The 25,434-nt window shown below is 44.4% G+C and carries 17 protein-coding genes; 2 read left to right on the top strand and 15 right to left on the bottom strand.

The window, feature by feature from the left end:
* Positions 1–249: 249 nt before the first annotated feature.
* The 10 genes from K7P76_RS18615 to K7P76_RS18570 all read right to left on the bottom strand — a co-directional run bounded on the left by K7P76_RS18615 (position 250) and on the right by K7P76_RS18570 (position 16,047).
* Positions 250–612, bottom strand: coding sequence for a M81 family metallopeptidase (locus tag K7P76_RS18615; RefSeq protein WP_232186811.1), 363 nt, complete (start codon positions 610–612; stop codon positions 250–252).
* A 49-nt stretch (positions 613–661) separates the two neighbouring features.
* On the bottom strand, positions 662–1,045 hold the full coding sequence (locus tag K7P76_RS18610; protein WP_232186810.1) for a RidA family protein: 384 nt from the start codon (positions 1,043–1,045) through the stop codon (positions 662–664).
* A gap of 42 nt (positions 1,046–1,087) precedes the next feature.
* Positions 1,088–1,846 carry an SDR family NAD(P)-dependent oxidoreductase gene (locus K7P76_RS18605; RefSeq protein WP_232186809.1) on the bottom strand — a complete coding sequence of 253 codons (759 nt, stop codon included), beginning with the start codon at positions 1,844–1,846 and terminating at the stop codon, positions 1,088–1,090.
* Positions 1,847–1,874: 28 nt separating this feature from the next.
* A complete protein-coding gene (locus K7P76_RS18600; RefSeq protein ID WP_232186808.1) occupies positions 1,875–2,714 on the bottom strand; it encodes a carbohydrate ABC transporter permease in 840 nt (279 codons plus the stop codon).
* Between the two features lie 30 nt (positions 2,715–2,744).
* Positions 2,745–3,683: a carbohydrate ABC transporter permease gene (locus K7P76_RS18595; RefSeq protein ID WP_232186807.1), complete on the bottom strand. Its 939-nt coding sequence runs from the start codon at positions 3,681–3,683 to the stop codon at positions 2,745–2,747.
* An 86-nt stretch (positions 3,684–3,769) separates the two neighbouring features.
* Positions 3,770–5,251 (bottom strand): ABC transporter substrate-binding protein, encoded by a 1,482-nt coding sequence (locus tag K7P76_RS18590; RefSeq protein WP_232186806.1) that lies wholly within the window; start codon positions 5,249–5,251, stop codon positions 3,770–3,772.
* Positions 5,252–5,451: 200 nt separating this feature from the next.
* The gene (locus K7P76_RS18585) at positions 5,452–9,675 is read right to left on the bottom strand and encodes a DUF4838 domain-containing protein (RefSeq protein WP_232186805.1); all 4,224 of its coding nucleotides are present in this window, start codon (positions 9,673–9,675) and stop codon (positions 5,452–5,454) included.
* 60 nt (positions 9,676–9,735) lie between these two features.
* On the bottom strand, positions 9,736–12,096 hold the full coding sequence (locus K7P76_RS18580) for a DUF4838 domain-containing protein (protein ID WP_232186804.1): 2,361 nt from the start codon (positions 12,094–12,096) through the stop codon (positions 9,736–9,738).
* Between the two features lie 355 nt (positions 12,097–12,451).
* Positions 12,452–13,258: an IclR family transcriptional regulator gene (locus tag K7P76_RS18575; RefSeq protein WP_232186803.1), complete on the bottom strand. Its 807-nt coding sequence runs from the start codon at positions 13,256–13,258 to the stop codon at positions 12,452–12,454.
* Positions 13,259–13,350: 92 nt separating this feature from the next.
* Positions 13,351–16,047 carry a discoidin domain-containing protein gene (locus K7P76_RS18570; RefSeq protein WP_232186802.1) on the bottom strand — a complete coding sequence of 899 codons (2,697 nt, stop codon included), beginning with the start codon at positions 16,045–16,047 and terminating at the stop codon, positions 13,351–13,353.
* A 275-nt stretch (positions 16,048–16,322) separates the two neighbouring features.
* Here K7P76_RS18570 and K7P76_RS18565 point away from each other — a divergent pair, with 275 nt between their 5' ends.
* Positions 16,323–17,312, top strand: a complete 990-nt coding sequence (locus tag K7P76_RS18565; protein WP_232186801.1) for an Rpn family recombination-promoting nuclease/putative transposase — start codon at positions 16,323–16,325, stop codon at positions 17,310–17,312.
* Positions 17,313–17,543: 231 nt separating this feature from the next.
* Here K7P76_RS18565 and K7P76_RS18560 read toward each other — a convergent pair whose 3' ends face one another.
* The 5 genes from K7P76_RS18560 to K7P76_RS18540 form a co-directional block, all read right to left on the bottom strand.
* Positions 17,544–19,451, bottom strand: coding sequence for a beta-N-acetylhexosaminidase (locus tag K7P76_RS18560; protein WP_232186800.1), 1,908 nt, complete (start codon positions 19,449–19,451; stop codon positions 17,544–17,546).
* Positions 19,448–20,284, bottom strand: a complete 837-nt coding sequence (locus K7P76_RS18555) for a carbohydrate ABC transporter permease (protein WP_232186799.1) — start codon at positions 20,282–20,284, stop codon at positions 19,448–19,450. The genes K7P76_RS18560 and K7P76_RS18555 overlap by 4 nt, the downstream gene beginning before the upstream one ends.
* 27 nt (positions 20,285–20,311) lie before the next feature.
* Positions 20,312–21,256, bottom strand: coding sequence for a carbohydrate ABC transporter permease (locus K7P76_RS18550; protein ID WP_232186798.1), 945 nt, complete (start codon positions 21,254–21,256; stop codon positions 20,312–20,314).
* Positions 21,257–21,320: 64 nt separating this feature from the next.
* Positions 21,321–22,808, bottom strand: a complete 1,488-nt coding sequence (locus K7P76_RS18545; RefSeq protein ID WP_232186797.1) for an ABC transporter substrate-binding protein — start codon at positions 22,806–22,808, stop codon at positions 21,321–21,323.
* 61 nt (positions 22,809–22,869) lie between these two features.
* On the bottom strand, positions 22,870–24,147 hold the full coding sequence (locus K7P76_RS18540; protein WP_232187005.1) for a Gfo/Idh/MocA family protein: 1,278 nt from the start codon (positions 24,145–24,147) through the stop codon (positions 22,870–22,872).
* A gap of 242 nt (positions 24,148–24,389) precedes the next feature.
* On the opposite strand from K7P76_RS18540, the gene K7P76_RS18535 reads away from it, so the two are divergent.
* On the top strand, positions 24,390–25,394 hold the full coding sequence (locus tag K7P76_RS18535; protein ID WP_232186796.1) for a LacI family DNA-binding transcriptional regulator: 1,005 nt from the start codon (positions 24,390–24,392) through the stop codon (positions 25,392–25,394).
* Positions 25,395–25,434 lie beyond the last annotated feature (40 nt).

Raw genomic sequence — 25,434 nt, 5'->3', positions numbered from 1 at the left:
TCTAAAACTATAGCAAAAAAGCCCCAAAAACGGGGCTTTTCCAAAAAATGTACGATTCATAGCGTATTTTCTCGTTGCAAGGTATAAGATTACCGATCTACCTTAGACCCTTGGCCAATGCTTGTCCTCTTCCGCGGTAAGTCATGGTCATGTAATCCTGCTGCTCCATAATCATCCCCATCCCTGCAGCCACTGCTTCTTACCCGATATAAGAATGAAGGGAGCCGCCATGGCTGCAGCATGAGATTCTCATTCCCCTTCAAAGTCATCATAATTCTCGGATACCATCGCCCCGTGCATAATTAATACTAATCCGTGCGCACTTACATCAAGAGATTCAATAATAGCGTCCAATAGTAAATCGGCCACGGAAGCCTTCACAATTCCACTAGGCAATGCAGCCGTATATAAACCAGGACTCAGTCTCACCCCGCATTTATCGGCTGCGTCAATCAGGCCTCCCATGGTTGTTTGCGTGCCGCTATAGTCATTAACGAATTGTTCAAGATCACAAACCCATTCCTCGCGAAACGCTTCCTCTCCCGTCTGACCGGGTGCAAAGGTATTGGTCTCGTGAAATATGCCAGCGACTGCAATCACCTTTTCGCTCACTTTACGTAACTCCTTCGTATGAATCCCTCTTAATTAGCACATTTGTGTATTAATTATTCTTTAACGCAGCCACCGCAATTGCATCGATTTCAACTAACAAATCATAATTCAGGTCGCAATAGATCGTCGTCCTCGCAGGGTAAGGCGCTTCGAAGAAACGAGCGTATACCTCATTAAACTCGTTATATAGGCCTCGATCCGTCAAATATACATTAACTTTTACGACATCCTTCAAGGATGACCCGGCTTCGATTAATATTCTGCGTATATGCTCCATCGTCGAAACAGTCTGAGATTCAATATCGGAACCCACGACAGCACCAGTTAAGGGATCAAGTCCACCCTGCCCGGAAATATAGAGGCAAGAGTCCGTCCGGGACGAACTGGAAAAAGGCTTGGGAGCGAGCCGTGATGCTGTATGGTTCTCATTCATGATAAGGTTGCCTCCGTCTAATTGTTGTTCTCTGTAGATATCTCATATCCAAAGCCCGCCATCGACCGGATAGATTGATCCTGTTACATACGAAGATAAATCGGATAATAAGAACGCGGCTACTTCATTAATTTCATTCGGATGCCCGCTTCTACCAACCAACGACTCTATTTTCATTCCATCGATATGCTCGCGCCCCAAATCCGCTAACTGCAACGTGGATTTGAAATCGCCCGGGACAATGGCATTCGCTCGAATCCCATATGCGGAATATTCCAACGCGATAATACGAGTTAGTTGCTCAAGACCGGCTTTACCTGAACCATATGCCGCATTATTCGCCCTAGGCCTAGAGCTCAAAATGGAAGAAGTATTCACGATTGATCCTCCTCCGGAGGCAATCATGTACGGTGCAGCATATTTACAAATGAGAAATCCGCTGGTCAACGTTCCCCTTAATGAATGTTCCCATTCATTCAAAGACATTTCCGCTATAGATTTGGAAGGTTGGAAATACGCGTTGTGATAATAGCCGTTTAATCGGCCAAATTGACTGTGTATTTGTTTGGTAACATCCCTTACTTGGTCTTCATTCGTACAATCGGCTTCAATATAAGCGAAACGGTCTGTTCCATACTTCTTAGTCAGGCCATATATTTCTGGAAAGCTTTCAATTTCCTTAATGTCTATTGCAGCGATCGTCGCGCCTTTGGCCAAAAACAGTTGAATGGCTGCTTGACCAGCTACACCTAAAGCTCCTGTTATAACAATCACCTTGTCTTGCAATTGCAATGAACTCATGTCGTATCGCCTCCCGTACTGAAAATTGCTAACCTTTCACCGCTCCCAATGTTGCTCCTTCAGCTATTTTCTTCTGGAATACAATATAAAGAATAAGGGTTGGCAGCATAGCAATTGTGACACCGGCGAATAACGTTACCAGATCCGATTTATATTGCATAATCTGGTTTGCGTGATACATCTTCACCCCAATTGTGTGTTTCTTGGCATCGCTTAAATAGATAAACGGCCCCAGAAAATTATTGTATAAGCCTAGGAATTTGAATATAGCAACTGTGACGATGCCTGGAGTGGACAATGGGACAATAATTCGCATGAAAGTTTGAAACAGCGAAGCACCATCCATAAACGCGCTTTCCTCCAGTTCTTTAGGCAGTGACTGCATGAATCCTCCGAGCAGCATCAGAAAAAATACGCTCTCGCCCAAACTATCCAATAGGATAAGACCCGTCAAACTATTAAGCATATGCAAATCCCGCATAAGTACATATTGAGGAATCAATGCATTAATGCCAGGCAAGAACAAAGAGAGCATGATCATTGACCAAATAAGCTGGCGTCCTTTAAATTGTAGTCGAACAAGAGCATATGCATTAATTGTCGTAAGAAAAGTGCCTAATACCAAGCTAGCGCCAACGTAATATAACGTGTTCAGCATTGTCGAACCAAGCTCATATGAAACCCATGCCTTTTTGTAATTAACCCAGGCCCACTTCCGAGGCAGAGCCCATACATCGGCGAAAAATTCTTGGTTCGTCTTTAAGGACTCATACAGCACCCACAGCAATGGTACGATGATGGTAAGCGCCCAGAGTAATAAAATAATTCTCCACAACAAGTCACCTATCGTTCGCTCATTTACCTTCAATCTGTCCCCTACTTTCAATACGCAGTAAAATTAGTATTCGAGGCTTTCCTTTGATCCAATTCTATCGGTAATCAATTTCACGGCAATTAGAATAACGAATAGAAACATCCCGATGGCCGAAGCATAACCATAATTATGCGACGTGCTGCCGAAAGCCATACTAAACATATAAAGTCCAATAACGTCCGTCGACCCGGACGGACCGCCATTCGTCAAGATCAGCATAAACTCAAATCCCTTAAATACCCCAAGTGAAATAAACAAAACTCCAACCCTAATAATGGGGCTAAGTAATGGAATGGTAATTTTAAATAGTCTCGTCGTATGGGATGCTCCCTCAAGAACTGCTGCTTCATACAGGGAGGGAGGAATACTCTTCATTGCATTCATGAAAATGACGACATATAAGCCCACGCCGCTCCAAATTAACGGCGGTAATAAGGCCCAAAGCGCCGTGCTCCTATCACCTAACCAATAATATTCTTTCATATCGATTCCGATAATTTTTAATAACCCGTTCAATATGCCATAGCTTCCGTCGTATATAAAAGACCACAGCAAGGTGATAACGATAACGGCCAATATATTAGGAATAAAAAATAGAATTCGGTACAATTTCACTTCGAGGTAACCTTTGTTTATGAGCAGATACGCCAGAATAAGTGAAATATATACTGTCAAAACAGGAATGGTCAGAATTAGAATCAAATTATGATACAACGCACGCCAAACAAAAACATCCTGAAACATGGATACAAAATTGGATAGACCTACGAATTTCGCTTCGGAAATCCCATTCCAATCGATCAACGAATAGTAGACGGAAACGATATTCGGATATAGATTAAATAGCAGATATCCAATAAAACAGGGCCAAACAGCGATGAGTACAAACAACCGTTTCTGCATATCGCTCTTTTTCATCAAAGACCCTTTATGAGTTGTTCTTGTAGTTTCAGACGATGCCATAGTTGAGTCTCCTTTCACACTGTTCCAAATGATCGAAACTACAAGAGGGAAGGAATATCCTGCTTCCTTCCCCCGAGATAATGGTATTATTTTTTAGCCGTTTCTTTAACGGCCCTCTCTATCAACTTTTCCGCTTCTTCCAGAACAGGTAGAGGATCCTTCTTGCCGGACGCAGCATCATTAATCATTTCTGTTGCCAACTTATCCGCTTGGGCAGCAATAGGACCTTCAATGATGACTTCTTTCGAAGTCAATCCAAGCTGTATGTTGTTATTCTTAGAAAACTCCATAATGGCTTTTGGTGCATCCTGCATTTCCTTAATATTGTCCGGATTGTCCAGGAAGTCCTTGCGAATCGGATAAATCCCGGCTGACTTATTATTATAAGCCTGAATATCATTACTCAAGAGGAATACAATAAATTCTTTGGCCCAGTTCTTAATCAGATCGCTTTTATTTTTCCAAATCATGATGCCGCCGGCTCCAATGTAGTTCTCAATCCATATCGTATCTCCCGGCGTACTGCTGAACGGAATCGCCATGTAGCCCCACTTGAAACCGTCCGGAATGGAATCCTTCATCTCATTCTGAACCCAATCGCCTGTTGCCCCAAGCGCCGCTTTGTGCTGCAACAATTGCATTTGAGATTGTGTATGATTCAGTGCCGCTACTCCTGGAGGGAAATACCCTAGTTTCCCCATCTCGTAGATACGCGTCCAAATCTCCTTGTTTTCTACTGAAGTATAGATCGGCAATTCGCTCTTCCGGAATCTTTTGGTAAACTCTTCTAAATTGCCGTTTTTCTCCGCAATCTCAAACTGTTTGATTCCGAATGCGAACGATAGATACGAAGGATATACACCAGGATATGTGATTGGAATAATTCCCTTGGATTTAATATCCGCCATCAATTGGAGAAATTCTTCCCAGGTTTTCGGATTTTCATTCCAGCCATTTTTCTCGAACAGCGCCTTGTCGTAGAACAACCCGACAGTTGATCCTCCCATCGGAATTTCGTAAAACTTCCCATTATATTGTTCCGCGAATTCAAATGTGCCTTTAGGGACAAGTTCACGGAAAGTACGCCCATTCGAATCCGGTAGAACGCGATCCCATAAATCCGTTACCTCTTCGAACAATCCTGCTTGAATGACTTGAACCTTCTCTGCTTTGGAGTTAAATGCCGGCGAAATGATGTCAAACATGTCATCATCGTTTTTGGCGGCAATTTTTGTGCTAATTAGATCCATAATTTTGGGAGAATACGTCACATCAAACTTCACATTCGGATATTTTTCCGTGAACTTTGAAATTGCGTTATCAATCCATTCACGACCGTATCCGTTTTCCCAAAACCCGAGCTTGAGCTTTACTTCAACTTTTGCAGACAATCCATTATCCGGATACACGTTGGTTTCTTCACTAGCTGGCGCTGATGAAGCAGCATTATTCGATGGCGCAGTTGTTTTTTCTCCAGCCTCATTGTTGTTGCTGCAACCGATTACGATTGTTAACAACATAACCACACTCACTATGATGCTTAAGGCTTTGTTCATCGACACCTTCATTTTGACGCCCCCCGAATTTAATGTGTTTGATCTATTCGCTATCCAATTCACAATTGCATTGTAGCAACCCGCATATTTTCGTTTTCACGGATATGAATTGTTTTCACGTTTAGTCAAATTGATATTACCCCTTACATAAATCGATGTCAATAACTCTTTCACGTAAGTGAAATAATTTTATATCAGTAAATAAAATCGAACTACTCTTGCGGTACTGCTAGCTTATATAATGCAATATCATCCAGATAAAGCTTCTCTCCGGCTTGTAGATCCCATGTTGGGAAACTAAGCTGCACATGGGTAACCGGCGCTGTAACTTCGAACACAAGCTCCATTCTCTTCCAACTGCCGCTGCTAGTAGCTATGGATTCTTTCTCGGTTACCACGCTGCTGACAATTGCACCGTTCTGATCCCGCAAGTTGTGGCCCCACTGAATCGTAGCTCCGGTGGTGGAACCGGCAGGCGTATAATAGTAAAATACAGATTCATATACACCCGGCTCGACAGCGACCGTTTGAATCGGTCCGCCGACGAAGGAAACGCCATCGAGCTCAAGACTAAAGTCACCCGTTCTCGTAACAGTTCCGCTGCGGCTTATTGTGCCGTTAGCCCCTTCCTTCCAGAACCACCATGGTGCATCACCATTTTCAAAGGAGGGATTCAGCACCAAATTTGATAAATTCGCTGCTGCTTCTACAACAAATGGATCTGCTTCAATATAGGCTCCTCCCTCATAGGAGACACGATAAACAATACTTTTCTCCTCTGAAGTTGCGTAGGGCTTGGGAATCTTCAAGGTTGCCGTTAATGTATTCTCATTCCATACCATTGCGGTTGGAGTCACTTCTACTGCCTCACCATTATTGGTTTGTTGTTTGACATTAAAGCTGGACAACTCAGGTGCTGCTGCCGGGGCTTGATTAAACGCAACCTCAATTGTGCCCTGCTCCGCATGTACGGATGCGACCTTAGTCGCCTGAGCATCCAGCCTGTATAAAGCAATATCATCCAAATATAGCTTCTCTCCGGATTGCAGACCCCATGTCGGGAAAATAAGCTGCACTTGAGTAACCGACGCTGTAACCTCAAATATAGTTTCCATCATTCTCCAACTACCGTTACTTGCAGCTACAGCCTCTTTTCCTGTCACCACACTGCTGACAATTGCATTATTCTGATCCCGCAAATTAAGCCCCCATTGGATTGTAGCCCCGGTCGTGGAACCTTCAGGCGTATAATAATAAGCTACTGCTTCGTATAAACCCGGAGCTACAGCTATCGTCTGAATCGGCCCGCCCACGAAGGAGACGCCATCGAGCCCAAGGCTATAATTACCCGTTCTTTTTACAGCGCTGCTGCGGCTTAATGTGCCGTCGACCCCTTCCTTCCACAGCCACCATGGTGCATCACCCGTTTCGAAAGATGCATTCTGTAACAAATTAGTTAAATTCGTTGCAGCAGCCAAATTAACCGGATTTGACAGTAATGCCGTACGATGTTGATAAGATACACTGTAGATAATACTTTGCTCCACATAAGAAGAGTAAGGTATGGGGATTGACAAGCTTGCCGTATGGGTTGACTCATCCCATGATAGGGCTGTCGGCGTTATTTCTTTCACCGAAGATAGAACAGGTTTTCCATTGTTAATAATTTGCTGCATTTGCGTAATTGTGAAATCCGCCAACAGCGGTTCGGATGCAAGCTGTTGATCGAATCCTACTTCAATAGCGCCTTGCTGCGCTTCTACAGAGGTTACCTGGATGGGATCGACCGCTGAACTGTCCAACAAATATAATGCCATGTCATCCATATAGAGTTTCTCTCCGGATTTCATGCCCCATATCGGAGGACCATACTCAGCAGTCACAGCGGATGCGGGAGCATTGAATATGGCCTCCATTGTCACCCATTTACCCTTGTTTGCATAGGTCGGCATATAATTCGTAATCACACTATCGACAATATTGTTATTGATGTCCCGTAAGTTGATATACCATTGAATGGTCCCTTTCGTCACGGAGTCTTCCGGTACATAGAAACGCAGCAGCGCTCCATACTTACCAGGTTGTTTAAGGGGAACATTTTGAGCAAGTCCTCCAACTGCAGTTACGCCTTTCACTTCAATACTCTGGTTGCCAGAATGGCTAAAATCTGAAGTTCTAATGAATTCGCCCTCTGCTTCGTTCTGCCAATGATTCCAGTTCCAGGCTTCTTTGGGATCGCCCGCTTCCCCGATCTCAAAGGATGGATTCTTAACCAAATTAGGAGCATCATTCATTACCGCTAATAATAGCAAGACATATTCCTTCAAATAAGGTTGTTCACCGTCTTGTGCGATAGAAGTGAGACTCGTCTTAAAGGAATTTACTTCAATTGACGGTGCAGTTTCCAGCCATAACAATAACGAGGAGAACAAGCCCGGTTGGGTTCCATTCCATCCGAAGGTTCCTTTAATTGGATTACTCGTTAGATAAAGAATGGGATCTGATTTCGAAGCTAGATTCAATTCGGTTTGCTTGTCGGCCATCTCCATCGCAACGCTTAATTCGGTTAGCATATCCAACGCTTGCTGTAGCGACGTTGGTGCCGCTATCTTGGACTTGCGCATATAACTAAGCGATGAAGCCTCATAATATTCGAATGTGCTAAGAAGCTTCTGTGCACGGGTAATTTGAGCATTTGTTCCTGCATGCTCAACCACCTGCTCCATTAAATTGCGGCTTAAGGACAAGTCCTCGTCCGTTACTTCAGCCAGATAAATATAGTCATAGAGGTTCATGAAATTGTTACGGTTCGGAGAATTGGCCCAGTTCAAATACCATTCCGAGGAAAATATCCGCTCTGACCAAAATTGTTCCCAGTGATCGTAGTATTGCTTCAAATACGGAGCAGCTTCCTCGCCGACTGCCCTCACATACCAATCATTCAACAACGCGTCCACATCTTGGTTTGGATTCCACTGAAGCTTTGCGGACAACCAAGGCTTGGGTCCCTCACCGAAGTTCGGAAATAACTCTGCAACATGCGCAACGACGTTGTTAGCTAACGAATATTGATAATTTTTGGCCATGACATGCGGATAGAAACGCGGAACTCCATATGGAAAACCATATAGATACTCGTAAAAAGCCAAGCCGGTTGCCTTCTTAGACCAGTCCTCCGTGAGCTGATGCCCTTCTTCTGCCTTTTCTTCATCATTCCAGGAAAGCCGATCATCCGTGATATAAGGAATGACTCTTGGATTCAGCTCGAGATTTGCATCTGTTGGAGGTTCGTAAACATTCCAGTAAGCCAGCAGTCCGAAATACTTGTCCGGATATTGTTGCAGAACACCTTCCACGATCTTATTGACCCACGCATAATAAACGTTCGACATATCCAAATAGCCAAGTGAATTCAATTTAGGCGGATTCGGATAATCAGGGTTCGACGGGTTCGCCTCGCAGAAGTTACTGTTATCGTTAATGCCTAATGAATAGGATATCTCACCCGGATGGGCCGCGAAATAGGCATTTATTTGAACAATTGCAGCTGCGGCGGTCGCATCATTCATACATGGCTGCCAGCCATGTATACTGGTCGGCACAACACCGCCCGGATAATATTCAGGGTGATCGCTGAATTTGGCGGGATCAAACAATACATTCAAATTATGATGGAAATGAATGGTATCATGCATGCGATTCAGCTTTGACCACTCTACATTCGTTGCAAGGCTTTCTATCCCGAAAAATTTCCTGGAAATAAATGCAGGCTGGTCCCGAACGCTTCCGGGGGGTACGACAAGATCCGATAGCTGCGGCACATCTTCACCATCTGGACCGGGAAGCAGCCAACGTACGCCTACGTACCGCTCTAGAAACTCAACTACACCGAATTCCGTTCCCCATGAATTGGCCCCAATAATAGAGATCGTCTTGCTATTGTGTTGAGGATAGATAACAAACCCGTCTGTACCCAAATTCAGCAGCAGGTTATTGACACCCGACTCGCTGCCCGGAGCAATGGCCCCGACATAAATATGAGTACCTCCGCTCGGTATCCCGACATCCCCAATGGTGTGAATATCAAGCTCTGCACCTGTCGATTTCTTAATATATTTGACTAATAAATCAGCTGCTTCCAATGTTTGCGTGTCTGCAGTATCACTCACCAGAATAACTGCGTCGGCTTCACCTGAATCTACAATAGTTAACGAGTGAGGTGATTTGATCTTCTTCTTTTTAGGTGGTTTGCTCTCTTTTTTAGGTGATTTACTTTCATCTTCCTTTATATAGTCGCCTTTTACCGCTTTGGAATCGGAATATTTGACAGTATTCACGCTTGCCGAAGATGCTGCGCCGCATAATGAACTGAAACAGAAGGAAATTAAGCAGATAATTAATAGAATGGAGATTCGAGCCGTTCTAGTCGTTTTCATTTTATGAGGACCCCCTTTGTTATTAGTTAAGAATGATTACTATAAACGGGTAGACCAGAACTAATTCAGCTTATACACTGCTATATGAGCTATTTCCAAATCCAGCTGTTCATCCGGCTTAATCTCGTAGACTTGAAATGCCAATGGAACTCTGCATTTATCACTCGCAATTTCAAACATCGCTTCTAAAGTGATCTCGTCGCCTTTGCCTGTCAATAATGGTATTCTGCCTGTAATGACATAATCGACAATCTCATCTCGGTCATTGGCAATCTGATAATACCAATTGATAGTCGCGTCCAATGCCATCTCTTCCGTAACATTCAGTCTGATAACTACCCCATAACAGCCAGGTTCCAAGCGAACTTCTTGTAACCTGCATATGCCGGTGCGGATTTTCGTTAATGCATTTTCTGACCAATCCCATTTGATTGTTTCTTTGGGTGTGTTCGTGGCAGGTCCAAAACAAATCGAATTGTTATTCAGTAGATTCTCACCGTGATCTAACTCCGCTAACATAAACCGCGCATAATTTCGTAAGTCCGTTTGCTCTTCATTGCTCCCGTACTGTTTAAGCTGTTGAATGAACCTCTCAGGATCCGACGTATGCTTAAGCCATTGCGCAAAGCAGGAAGATAAAGCTCTTTCGGTACCGCGCCATATCCAAACGCCATCGAAGGAGAAAAGGTCACTAGGTGGAACGAGTATCGGATCGCCCTGCGGAACCTTTAATCCGCGCAGCCTCCTCTCAGCTATTGATACTTTGTGACTATTATCCAATAACAGCTCCACCGCTTCCCGATTATTTATCGGGCAGGGGATGCTATTATTTCTCATGTAGCTCAGCACGGAATCTTCATAGTATTCGAAAGTGCTCATAAGCAGATGAGCTCGTTTCTTCTGCGCGTCTGTTTCCGCATGTAAGACGACCTTCTCCATTAACCTGCGGCTCTTTGCCATGTCATCGTCTGTCACTGCTTGCAAATAACTGGAATCAAACAAATCAAGAAAATTAAATCGTATGGCGGAATCTGCCCATTTACGGTACCATTTCGTCTTAAAAATACGTGTTTCCCAGAAACATTCCCAATATTCAAAATATTCACGCAAGTATGGGGCCGCCTTTATTCCAACTGTTCGGATATACCACTGGCTTAGTAAGTCTTCGACGTCCAGACCGGGATTCCACTGAAGCTTTGCTGAAATCCATGGCTTTGGTCCTTCTCCGAAATTAGGAAACAGTTCTGCAACATGTGCAATGACGTTAGCATCCCTTGCGTATTTGTAGTTCTCAGCCATTCTATGTATATATACTCGCGGCACACAATAGGGAGTGCCGTACAGATATTCATAGAACGCAAGATGATCCGCCGCTTTCTTCCAACGTTCCGTATGGTTATGTCCTTCTTGCCGCTTAACGGGATCTATCCAAGACATTCTATCATCCGTGATGTAAGGTACGATTCGAGGATGAAGCTTCACACTTGTTGGCGGGTCGTAAACATTCCAATAAGCCAGCAGTCCGAAATATTTATCAGGAAATTTCTCGGTGACTCCCGCAACAATTTTGTTAATCCACGGATAATAAACGTCAGACATATCCAAATAACCAATTGAATTTATTTTACCCGTATACAATGGGTGAGCAGGATTAGCTTCACAGTAATTCTGGCTGTCATTAATGCCAAGAGAATAAGAAATTTTGTCTGGATTCATCTCAAAATAAGTAATGATACGCTGAATCGCCGCATTGGCCGTTGTGTCGTTCATGATAGGCTGCCAATTATCAGGATGATTCGGCAATACTCCATCCGGATAATACTCAGCATGATCCGCATAAATTTCAGGGTCAAATAATTCGGACATATTGTGATGGAACTGAATCGTATCATGCATTCTGTTTCGTCTGGCCCATTCACTGCTAGTAACCGGCTTATCCGTGCCGAAGAAATGTCTCGAGATAGATTGGGGTGTGTCCCGTATGATGACAATTGGAATTGAGATATCGGTATGATGCGGAACCTCCTCCCCATCAGGCCCTGGCATCAGCCAACAAACGCCAACATATCGTTCCAGAAACTCAAGTACTCCGAATTCCGTACCCCATGAAGTATTTCCGATAATACTGATGCTGTTTCCTTGCGGATAAATGACAAAGCCGTCATCTCCCAATCCATCGAGTGCGCTTTCCGCATTTAATTTGATATCCGGATCCATAACACCAACATAAATACGTTTTTTTTCATGCGGTATATGTAAATCCGTTGTGATGAAATGAAATATTTGCCCACTTGTAGACCGCTGTAAATATTTTGCAAGCATCGATGCTGCGTGACACGTTTGAGCATTTGCATCAGGAGCCAACAATATTACGGCTGTGATTTCTCCTCCTTCGCTAATCTTGATCGCTTCAGTTGTCATGATAGAAAACCCCATCTCATACTTGCAAGTTAAAAAAAAACGCTTACATGCAAGGCGATATAATATAGATTGCTGATTTAGTTGTATTGTAAGTTACCGCAATTTGAGTGTCAATGATTTTTTCTCATTTGTGAATTTTTTTCTCAAATATGAATTTAAATGAAGGGATACTAAATTTGAAGAGCCAGCAATAGTCAATATGAGGGTTTTAATCGGATGGACAACAGGGGAAAAGCACAAATAATCGATCATTTAAAATATTTTTTGGAACAACCTGAGATATATACCGAATTCAGGTTATTCCAAATTAGATTAGGATTCCATTCGAACATTCTTTGTCTAACGCGAAAGCCTCTCAAACAGGAGAAAATATTTCATTAACATGAGTTCGGCTGATATTATTGTAAACCTTGCGACTGAGTTCAAAGCTTGCACGTTCCATCCAATAATGGGCCTTAGCCCAAGTAGCATCAGTAATCCGCACTGTTGGCATGGAAATACTAATTGACGCAACGACCTCATTATTCTGATCATATACTCCACATGCCAAGCAATGTACGCCGCTTACAGTTTCACCAATATTGTAGCCTATCCCGGTACTTTTTACTTTCTCCAACTCGATTAACAAATCGTCAAAATTGCTTATGGTTTTATCAGTGACCTGATCCAATTGATTCGTCGGATACAGCACCCGCAGTTCCTCTATCGTTAGATTGGCCAGCAATATTTTCCCGGATGCAGTAGCATGCAGCGAAAGCGCATCTCCCTGATTCGGTGTATAGCGCAAAGCTTGCGAGCTCACTTTTTCTCCGATGTAATGAAGCTGATTGTCCTTCCGAACCGACAAACTTACCGTTTCGTTGAGATCATCGACTATTTTCTCGGCAATCTGATAAAATTCATCGCTCAGGCTTGTGCCCTGAGTATATCTGTTTTGGATCATAAATAGCTTATACCCAATTCTGAATTGCTTCCCTGATTTATCCACCTCCAAATATCCGCGATTTAGCATGTTTTGTAATATACCGTAGGTACTGCTTGGAGGCATTTTGAGATTTTTGGATATTTCCGTTAGATTATATGTGTCTGTTCCACCTGTAAAAAGCTCAAAAATATCAAGAACACGGTCGGCGGACTTAACTTTTGGAGAATTTTTTTCCAATTTGATCACCCTTTTACCGAATTGAATTCACATTTGTGAATCCCCCCTCATTTTATCCAATTCCAATAAAATTGTCCAACGATTATTGACTTCTAGTGAATTTCAACCTCGGCAAACTGCATGCGATAGGGCTGGCCTGGCTCAGATGTAATTTTTCTCAGGCTTGTTCCCACCACTTTGACATACCTAGCGGACTGTGCGCCAAATGTGAAGCTCTGCACTAAACCAGGCGGCAATGCATATCCCGTTCGGGTGACAACCGTCGTCCAAGGACCTCCGGAATTGGCCGCTGCTTGAACCGTAAAATTAATCGGAAAACCTGAACCTACGTTCCCAATATTGTTAATTGGATACAAATCGACCTTGCTGATCGTTCTCGTCGTTTGCATATCGAACGAAATAGATTCCGTATGATTGATGCCCGCATTGCTATTGCTGGCCCAGCCCATTAATCCGGTTACCGAATTTCGCGTTAAATCGGCTGATTTAGCTACACCCCAATTCGCATTTTCTACGGAGCTTGTCGAGGTTACAAGCGAACCTTTAGCATAATTGGGGGCAGCATAAACCTCAAACTCGGTTAATTGCAAACGGTACTCACCGGCATTAACTCTTAGATTCGTTGCTTCAAACTTCACATATCTTGCTGTTACGGGGGTGAATGAGAACCATTGACTGATATTCCCGGGTAGAGGATAGCCTGTTTTTGTTACAACCGTCGTCCACGGACCAGAAGAATTTGTTGCAACTTTGATTGTGAAGTCAATCGGAAACCCGTTGCCGACATTTCCTGCATCGTTGCGCGGAAACAAGTCGACCTCGCCAACTGTAGTCGCAACGCCTAGGTCTACTGTAATAGATTCGGTGTGATTAGCAGCAACATTACTATTGCTTTGCCATCCTAGAGCACCCGCAACTGTATTGCGTTGGTCATCATTTACCAGTTGCTTGCCCCATCCTGTATTCGAGCTTTCTAAGGAGCTTGTGGCAGTCACTGTTGCTTCGGTGGCTAAGTTAAGATTCGGAGAAAATCCACTTGGCATGGCAAACAAACGTCCTTCACCCGGACTGAGGGTAATATTCATTATTCCTGTTGCGGAATTGTAGCCGGCTACACTTACTTCCAAACCGGTTGTCTTGGATATTTCCGTGATCAAAGCCGGGTTCGGGCTGAAATTAAAGTTAAGTGTTTTACTCGCAGTATAATCTCGATTGGTTAGCATGACGTATTTGCGGCCACTAGCGTTTGTGAAGTAGCCAATAATTATCGGTTGCGTTAAATCGGTCGGCTTGACAAAAAAATTAGGCGGCAGAGCTTTCGTACCCAGCGGAAGTGTAGTCCCTGTATGATATACACGCAAGGAAGTCAAATCCTTCAGCGTTCCTCCAAGCTTGCGCATCTCAGAGTTTAGCGTCTGAATTTGAGTATAGCGGGGAAGGAGTGTCCCATCGTCATCGACAGGGGTTCCGATAAAAGACGAGCTTGGATCCGGACGCCAATAGGTATACCAATTCAGTTTCTTGGATCCATAGGTCAATAAGGTATAAACATTCCACCTCATCATGTCCATCGTTACAGTCCTTGTGTCGCCATCGAGGCTTTGCACAAATCCGCCGTAAAGCACATCATTAGCCAAACCCCGGCTGCGAACTAACTCTGCATTCTGAAAGTAACTTGGATTATCGGATGAACCAAATAGAAAATTATAATTATCATAGAGTATATAATTCGCTCCGCTATATTGAATCCAATCATCTAAATAGTTCTCATAATTCGAGCCTTGATTATCGCGAGTGGTATACAGCCTGAAAAAGAAATCATACGATTGGGCAACGCCATTCTCATAAGCAGCGCCGCCCATATAGACATTAGTACTGGAACGTGAAATACCGCCAATTGAATTATTGCCTCCCCCCGTATGAACCAACTCCAGGTAATACGTGGATAGCGGCGTTACTGTTTTGCTTAGTTGAAAGTAATGATAATAATCCGGGTCCTTGTTATTACCAGTCCCGAGAGCGAGCGCTTCACTCAAGAGAAGAGATTTGGCCGGACTATCCCAAAGTCTTAGGATCAACATTTCACTCGAGGACCACTGGGTCGCATCAATATACAGGTCAACTCCATCAAGATATTGGGTGCCTGCAGGTATCGTAATCGTCTGCCCCAAACTATGAGTCGAAGTTACGCTAGAGCTGCTGCCTTGAGCGCCCGAATTGGATAGAAATAATTTACCATAAGGTGCTTGAACTCTTTCATCCGTTACGTTAGGCAACATGTTGACATAGTAATCAATGTTAGGAGCAAATGCCTTAGCCTGTTTATAAGCATTGGCGAAGCCTTCCATCTGATAGGCCGTCGGTTCGTCCACGATATGAATACCTGTCACACGCGAATCGTTTTTATAAGGGGTCAGAGCCGTTTGCAAGGCTGCGATATCAACTGCAGAATATACAAGTTTACCTGTTATATTCTCATCTGATACCTGGAGTTTTACATTGTTGGCATAACTGTTGGCAATGCCGGTTTCGTTAGCAGCCTTATTCATCGTACCCGCCCACATCCTGACTCCCGTCATGACATCAATGTTAGCAGCAGCTATATTTGTCCAATTCGCATTGGTGTTATAATCTGCTCCCACATAGATAGGCGGCTGCCAAAAGCCTCCTACTTCGAATGATCCGGTTCCGGATGCGCTGGCATAAGAAGTCCCAAAGAAGACTGTCAAAAGCGACATGGATAAAAAAATAAATCGTTTTATTTTTCCCCATACTTTTTCCGACTTCATTGTTTATCACTCCTTTATTAAATATTTTTCATATGAATAATTAATTCATACATATGAATTTTAAACAATATTCCGATTCCAACAATTCTAGAACGTCCTTTATGGTCAATTTAGCCTTGATATGAAAATTGACAACTGCTACAATAAACCACGAAAACCATATTCGGATGTGAAGCACACGCCGCATGTTCTCCCCTGACTTGGGAAGAACATAGCGGCTTTTTCATGTTCTGCACATCAACTATGGATGATGTTATACTGAGGAGAGAAAACCAATGATCGCTCACCGGCTGAAACCAAAAAATGATTTTCTATTCAAGAGGCTATTCGGAGAGAACGAAAGTAAACACTTGCTCATTGCTTTACTAAACGCGATCCTTCATCCTGTGGATGAAAAGAAGATCGTTAACGTGACGGTCATTGAAAACAAAGAATTGGTCAAAGAGGTCATCGATGGCAAGAGCGGACGCCTTGATGTTCGCTGCGAAACGGCAGACCAAGAGCAAATCGATCTCGAAGTGCAAATTGAACGCGAGCATGCCATGGATAAACGCACCCTTTTCTATCTGGGAAAAATGTACGTCAGCTCCATTAAAGAGGGGCACGATTACGAGCTCTTAAAGAAAACAGTTGCCATAAATATTTTAGATTTCTCTTATTTACCGCTCACGCAATTCCACAGCACATTTCACTTATATGAAGATACCACACGGGATTTCATGCTGACGGACGTTCTGGAAGTCCATTTCCTCGAGTGTCCCAAATTTCGCAGTACGAAGCATGATTTGAATAATCCGCTCCACCGCTGGCTATTATTTCTAGATGAGAAGGTTACTAAACAACAATTAGAGGAGTTGATCGCGATGGATTCAACGATTAAGTCTGCAGAGGAACGCCTGCTTCGGTTAAGCAGCGATGAAGAGACGTTACGTCTGTATGAAGCCCGCGAGGAAGCGCTAATTGAGCATAACAGCGCTATGTCTGCCGCTAAACGGTCGGGAATGAAAAAGGGTATCGAGGAAGGCGAGCGAATAGGCTTGCAGATAGGCTTACAGAAAGGTATCCAAGAAGGCCTGCAGAAAGGTATCCAAGAAGGCCTGCAGAAAGGTATCCAAGAAGGCCTGCAGAAAGGTATCCAAGAAGGCCTGCAAGAAGGTTTGCGTGAAGGGAAACTTGAAACAGCTAAGAACCTACTATCATTAGGAATAAACATTGAAATGATTGAGAAGGCTACGGGATTATCCAGAGCAGAGTTCCTGAAATAATTAAAAAATTCCAGAGAATAGGGGCTCCCTAAGGTCATTTACGACCTTATGGGACAGCCCCTATTAATGTGGCATCCGTACTGCAATAAAGCACTAACAGCTATTTTGGCGTTTCCAATCAAATGCTGGTTCCATTACTTACTTTGCTAGTTTTTCAGCAAAGCGATAGACTTGATATATTATTGAGATTTTTCATGCGATCGAACAGTTCCGTCCTAACTGAAGGTTGAATTAAACGAAAGCTCCAGCACTCGCAATCCGATGATACGTCGTAAAATAGTCCGTTCCCGCTCCACCTCGTCTTTCCCTGTCGTCAAAATACAATCTCTGCTCGTCCAATTCCTCTATGCGCGAAACACCCCCTTCCAAATAGTCCGTTATCCGATCCTTCGCCGTTCTCAATCTAGCTGTCAGGCCCCCGTAACGGATATCCAATACTTCCCACCCTTGAGGCTTATTCGTTCCCATCCATTGTTCGCGATGAGCGATTCTTAAAGCTTCAACCTTGAGCAACAATTGTGGCAGCTCGTTTGAAGCGATTTGCTCCAATATTCCGCGATCTCCTGAATCATAGGCGCGTTTAATACGTATTCCCAAATCGGCTTTCAGCGCAAGAACATCGCTTAATCGGGCAGGAAGCTCAAATAGACGTTTCGCGTCTTGGCTATTAGTTGCTTGATCGCTATAAAGATCCGCAAGCCTTCCATAATGCCCCGAAACATCTAGATTTTCTATGTGTTTGTCAAACAGCCCCAACAGTGCATCTTGCCATAATAAATATTTGGATGGGTTGGAGAAATCTCCGTGATCCGCCGGCAAACCCGGAATATCGTCCAGCATTTCTAAATTCATATAATGATCGTAAGGAATCCCCGTGCAGAAGCTCGTTCTTTGTTTCAATCGTTGCTCGTCCAATACTTTGGAGAAAGCGTGTTCGGCATATAATTGCATTCCCGGAAGTATGGACCATAGATTGTTTTCCGCTCCGTTATCGCCCCACATCGTAGCGAATACTTCCCTTACCCCCTCTTGCTTACCTGCTTGCAGAGCCGCATTGGAGCATTTCATCGTACGGCCGTAATGGGTGCACATTCCGACCCATGTCCATATGCCTCCGGCAATTACCGGAACGGAGCCGAGTTGACGGTGCATTCGTATCATTGCCTCATAGAACTCTTGCTCGTAATGATAATAATCCCAATAGACGAGCTTCGCTTCCCGAGGTATACGCTTGGCATGAGCTTCTTCGATATCGGCATCCAAATCATAATAGTCATTCGCCGCAGAACCGATCCTGAAGTACATATCGCTCCAGATCATCGGTTGCAAGCCATAAGCCGACGTAATTTCCATCACCTTGGATAAATGTTCATTCATTAATTCGAATCTATTACGGTAGCCATAGAGATCGAGAGAACGGCCGCGCCCCAATCCGTGCGCCTCGTCCATCCCAATATGTATGCGCTTACTACGAAAGCTTCGCGATGCTGCATCTACCAAGCTTTCTATAAATTCGTAAGTTAAATCGTTGCCTGCCAGAAGTACGTCCTGCGTATCTCTCAAGAGAGATGCCGCCTCCCACTTAAGAAACTGCTCCAAGTGGGCAAGCGTCTGGATACAAGGAATCATTTCGATTCCCAACTCTGCGGCGTAATCGTCGCATTCCTTTAATTGCTCCTGCGTATATTTGCCCCGCATGTAGCCGAAGTACGGCTCGCTCTCCACAGAATAAGTATCCTCTGTATATAGCATGAGTGAATTCATCCCCATCAGGGCCATATAACGCAGAAGTTCCTTCACGCTTTCCGTCTTCGGTACCGCATTGCGGGAACAATCGATCATGACGCCAACCGTATCGAACTGCGGCTCTTCTCGAATTTCAATGGGCTTGTCCGATTTAACGGATTCCGCCATTAGCCCGATCGCCCGAAATAAATGGCTTATCTGGGCGTATTTTATCCTCGCGCCAACACCGTCGAATTCCACAATCAAGATCGCTTCTTCCGTTCGCTCCAACGTTACCGATATGCCTCCGCTGTCCGTACGCTTCATGCCGAGCATGCCGCAAACCATATCCAAACCGCTATCCAATCCGCTCAACTCACCGAAGAAAGACAGTTCGAGTTGTTTCCTGCTCATCCTTTCATCGCCCCCATAGTAGCGCCTTCCATAATTCTTCTCTGAAAGATCACGTAGAAAATAATAGAAGGAACCATAACGATCATGACACCGGCAAACATCGTCACCCAATCCGATGTATATTGCATCTTCATATTGGCCTGATACATGTTGACTCCGATCGTATACTTAGCCGGATCTCCCAAATAGATGAATGGTCCCAGAAAGTTATTGTACAGCCCGAGAAACTTGAAAATAGCAACCGTTACGATTCCAGGCGTGGACAAAGGCACGATAATCCGCCAAAACATCTGGAAGATCGAAGCACCGTCCATAAAAGCGCTCTCCTCCAAATCTCTAGGAAGCGAGGACATAAACCCACCAAGCAGCATAAGAAAGAACACGTTCTCCCCGAAGCTATCCAGTATTACCAAGCCTGTTAGGCTATTCGTCAGATGCAAGGACTTCATCAGAATGTATTGGGGTACCAATGCGTTGATTCCCGGCAAAAACAGCGAAAGCATGATCAAGCCCCAGATCAGCTTTCTTCCGCGAAAATTCATTCGCGTTAACGCATAAGCGTTAAGCGTTGTTAAAAAAGTGCCCAGCACCAAGCTCACGCCGACATAATACAACGTATTCGCGAACGATTTGCCGATGTTATAGTCGTTCCATGCCTTGGAATAATTGCCCCATCGCAGCTCCGTAGGTAAAGCCCATATATCTTGGAAGAAAGCAGCGTTCGTTCTGAAAGATTGATACAGTATCCATATGACCGGAAAAATGATGGATATCGCCCACAGAAGCAGTAAAACCCTCCATACTCCATCCATTAATGTTCGCCGTTCAGCCATGCCATGTTACCTCCTTGATTACCCATGCTAGAACTCGACATTTTCCTCCGGAAAACATTTATCGATAATCAACTTTGCCCCGACAAGAATGACGAACAAGAACATTCCTATAGCGGAAGCGTATCCGTAGTTGTGATATTCTTTTCCAAATGCGAGATTAAACATATACAGCCCGATTACGTCAGTCGAACCTTCCGGACCGCCGTTTGTCAAAATCATAATGACCTCAAATCCTTTAATCGAACCCAGAATGACAAAAACCACACAAACTCGAATGACCCCGCGTATGAGCGGAATCGTAATCCGGAACAGGATCGTCATCGGACGCGCTCCTTCAAGAACGGCCGCTTCGTATAGGGATTTAGGTATAGCGCTGATCGCATTGATGAAAATAACGACATATAGGCCAACTCCCCCCCATACCATCGGTAATACCAATGCCCAAAAGGCTGTTCTCGAGTCCCCAAGCCAGTAAAAGTCATTCATATTTAAACCGAATAGCTCCAACATGCCATTAAGCAATCCAAAGCTTCCATCGAAAATAAAAGACCACAGCAAAGCAATAACAACGGTAGAAAGTACATTCGTAAAGAAATAGATAACTTTATAGATGGAATTTTCTCTATAGGATTTATTGTTCAACAAATAAGCTAGCAATAATGAAATAAAGACGATAAGCGCAGGTACGACGATCATATACAACAGGTTATGGTACAAAGCGCGCCAGACGAATTGATCTTTGACCATGTTTACATAGTTGTCGAATCCTACATAAGTGGCGCCTGTTAGTCCATCCCAATCTAAAAGGGAGTAATAAACCGACATTACATTCGGATACAAGGTGAACAAAAAATAGCCAAGCAATGACGGGGCAACCGCAAGGAATAAAAAGACGGCTCGCTGTCTTCTAGCCTTATCGGATCCCTGCCGCTTCCGCACAACCGCTTCATTTCCGTTTATCCCGGCGTTCAAAGCGTCTCCCCCTTACGTGAATAAATATTCGGGAGGAATTCTCTTCCCCCCGAACCTATGCTTTTTACTGTTTAGGACGGTCTTTCTCAATCGCGATTTGCTTAAGTTTCTCCGCTTGTTCCAACACCGGTGAAGGATCTTTCTTCCCTGTTGCCGCTGCTGTTATTAATTCGCTAAGCATCTTGTCAGCTTGACCGCTTTCAGGACTTGTAAGTCCGAATTCGCGACGATAGGAAATATACTGTACATTATGTTTTGTTGCATAATCCATTACGGCTGCCTGAGTTGGCTGCAACTTCGCGATACGAGCAGAATCATCGCCATAATCCAGTCTCGACGGAAAGGCTCCCGCTTGCGAAGCAATCGACTCCTGAATTTCAAAATCGTACAAGCTCATAATGAATTCCTTCGCCCACTTTTTATTTATCTCAGGCTTGTTTTTCCAAATTACAAATGCGGTATCGCCCACCCCGGAATTAACGAATACGGTTTGGTTAGCATCGTTGGTAGCCGGTACGGCCATGAATCCCCAAGTGAAGCCTTCCGGCGTGCTTTCTTTCATCTCATTGCCGACCCAGTCTCCGGTTGAAACAAGCGCAGCTTTATGCTGAAGCACCTGCATTTGCGATTGTGTATGGTTCAGTGCCGCTACACCCGAAGGGAAATAACCCTTCTTTCCAAATTCGTATAATCGATTCCATGCTTCTTTGTTTTCTGCCGTTGTGAGTTGCGGCCCCGTAAAGCTGCGGAAATTTTTGATGTAAGTATCGAAAGTTCCATTGGCTTTGGCCAGGTCGAACTGAATGGTATTAAACACGTAATCCGTAAGGTACCCAGCGTATACGCCTGGGAATGTAAGCGGAATAACTCCATCCGCTTTAATTTGATCCAGAAGCGCTACAAATTCGTCCCATGTCCCAGGGTTTTTATTCCAGCCTTTCTCATCGAACAGCTTCTGATCATAGAATAGGCCTGCAGTATACCCGGCAACCGGTACCCTAGCCGTAAAGCCCATGCTAAGAGATGAATCGTAAGCATCATCAGAGATGACCGACCTCAGCTTTTTGCCCGTTTCTCCCGGTACGTCGCGTTCCCATAAATCGTCTTGCGATTCCAGCTTGCCGGCTTTAGCCAAACGTTCGAGTTGACCTGCTGCCGTGAAATTGGGAATAAACAAATCGAACATGTCATTATCATCGCCGGCTGCGATCTTAGGTTCGAGAATCGTATTCAGCGTCGGCGTCGAAGTAATGTCGAACGTGACATTCGGATATTTCTCGGTAAATTTCTTTACCGCCAGATCCATCCAAGCGCGTCCGGAACCAGCTTCCCAGAAACCCATCTTCAGCGTTACTTTCTCTTCCTTGGACAAACCGTTTTCCGGGTATACATTGGCTTCGCTTGCTGAGCTTGTAGCGATAGCGCTCGGACTGGCGTTTGATTCCGTATTTGCCGCGGAACTCGCCGATTCGTTGTTTTTATTCCCTGCGCATCCTGCCAACAGAACAACGACCATAACAAGAGATAATAATAATGCGTTTACATTTTTCAATTGATGTGACCCCCCAATAGTTTTATTCAGTTGATGCTATATGAAGCTGGTTTAACTCAGCTCAACTGCCAACGGAACAGGTTTGTTGAGCGCTCAGTTCCGCAATAGCGACAGAGCTCCCGCCCTCTAACCTGGATTGCTCCGCCGCAAAGGCCATCAAGTGGCTTTGTACCGAAGCTTCAGCCGACGTCAGCCCTTGGCCGCCGTTGTTATTTTCATCCCGAACCTGATTCAGGAATTCCCTTACCAGGCCTTCATCGCCTCCTCCATGCCCTCCTTCTTCGGCGGCGGCGGAAACATCGATCGCATCTTTCCCATAAGGGTATAGAACAATTTCGTTTTTCTCCATATAACCTCTGATTTCCCCTAAAGTTCCCATCACTTGAACCGTTCTGGAAACATCGTGAGAGAAGCCGGACATCGTAAACGATGCAGTCGAGCCGCTTTCGAATTCCATGTTGACCACTTGATGGTCGACCACGTTATTATCGCAACGATATACGCAGCGTCCGAACGGACCGTTCTTAATCGCTTCATTGATCCCTTCCGGCGTCAGATCGTTGGTGATAAAGCGGGACCACTCGTGAGTACTATCCTCTTCATAGATTCGAACCGCCGAATAAGGACATTCCCGTTCGACCGCGCAGCTGTCCGTGCATCGGAGCGCTGAACCGGACGGAGCATTCTCCGGTCGGAAGTGCAGCAGCGAGCCGTAAGAACTGATTTTTGCGCACTTCTCGCCAATCAACCAGGATAGGATGTCCATATCGTGACAGGATTTCTGCAAAATCATCGGACTCGTTTCTTCGGATTTGTTCCAGTTCCCCCGAACGAAACTATGTGCCATATGGAAATAACCCACATTTTCGCTTAACTGTACGGAAACGATCTTCCCGATAGATCCGCTTGTTATTATTTCTTTGATCTTCGACCAGAACGGGGTATACCGCAACACGTGACTGACCGTCAACAAGCGATTATGCATGCGGGATGCGTTAGCCATGGCGATGATTTCGTCTGCCGATGGAGACATCGGTTTCTCAAGCAGCACGTCGTAACCATGCTCTAAAGCTTTCATCGTCGGCGCGTAATGCATTCTATCCTGCGTGGATATCACTGCAACATCAGCCATTTTTACTTTTGATAAAACTTGTTCCCAGCTTTCATACAACTGATCGGATGAGAGTCCGTGCTCCGTTGCGACAAGCCGTCTTCGTTCTTCGTTCGGTTCGGCGACTGCGACGATTTTCATTTCCGCCGGATACTTCTTCGCATATGCACCATATACGAATCTTCCTCTCGCACCGGCCCCTACGAGTACTGCTGTAATTTGGCGCAAAACGTTGAATGATCCCACCCTCCTATGTATACATCGGTAAACCTAATTTCAAGGAAATCATAACAGTCGTTATATTTGCATGTCAATCCTATTTTTTATACTTGCATTTTCTCTTGAAAATACTTTCATATTACTATATTTGTATTATGCCCTGCATTTTTGTACTTAAAATTGACGATTTCTACCTGTTTGAATTATAATATAACCATCGTTATGATTGTTTCTTAAGAAGGAGAAAGCCTATGGTTACTAAAAAGGAGATTGCGGAGCATCTCGGCATTTCGCGAACAGCCGTTTCCCTCGTATTGAACAATACGCCAAGCAGCACGATATCGAGCGAAACCCGAAATAAAATACTTCAGGCGGCCAAAGACCTTGGCTACAGGGACGTAGAAGTCTCTCCTAAACTTTGCTTCGTTCTCTATGATAGGGATGCGAATGACCCGCGTTATATGGTTCATCTGCAAACCATAGAAGCGGCGGCCAGCCGTTTTAATTATGGATTGATTTTCATGAATATAACGCATGCCCCCGAATCATTGAGCAAACTGCAAAGATCTCTAGACAACCAGGAGATCGAGGGGTTCATCATATCCGGCGACGTTGACGAAAAGCTCCTTAATATGTTTCGACACTCGAATACCCCTTATATTTTCTATGGACTGCCTTTATGCAACCAAGAAAAGGGGCTTAATTTTATCGCCTTTGATGATAGGAAGTTAGCTTTGGATGCTACCCAATATTTAATGTCGCTCGGTCATACCCGTATTGCGCTGTTTATGGGCAGTCTGGATTACGATATCCATCAATTAGCCTTGGAAGGTTATATTCAAGCCCATGAAACGAACGGAATTCCTCTGGACAAATCCCTGATTCAAATTAGCAATGATGAAAATGGCTATGAGCTGTGCAAAAGAGCAGAGAAGCTGCGGCTCGATTATACGGCTGCCTTTTGCGCGAATACCGTTATCCAATTCGGCGTCCTTCAGTACCTTCAGAGCACCGGCGTATCCGTACCGAACGACGTCAGTCTAATCGGTTCCGGCCTAACCGAGCTTGTGAAGGTCAGCGTCCCTCAGTTGACTACCTTATACGTCCCCGCTACGGAAAATGAAAAGGCCGTATCGCTGCTGCTAGAGATCATTAACAGTCGTAATCCGGAAGGCACTTCTTCCTTGCTAATTACGAAATCCGAGCTTAACGAGGGCGGTACAACTTCTCCAAGGAAACAGGAAGTCTTACGTTGACATTAATGTGGGAAACATGGCAATGGTTTCGGCAGATTAG

Source organism: Cohnella silvisoli (assembly GCF_021190915.1).
Classification (GTDB): domain Bacteria; phylum Bacillota; class Bacilli; order Paenibacillales; family Paenibacillaceae; genus Cohnella; species Cohnella silvisoli.
This window is presented reverse-complemented; position numbering and strand designations above follow the sequence as displayed.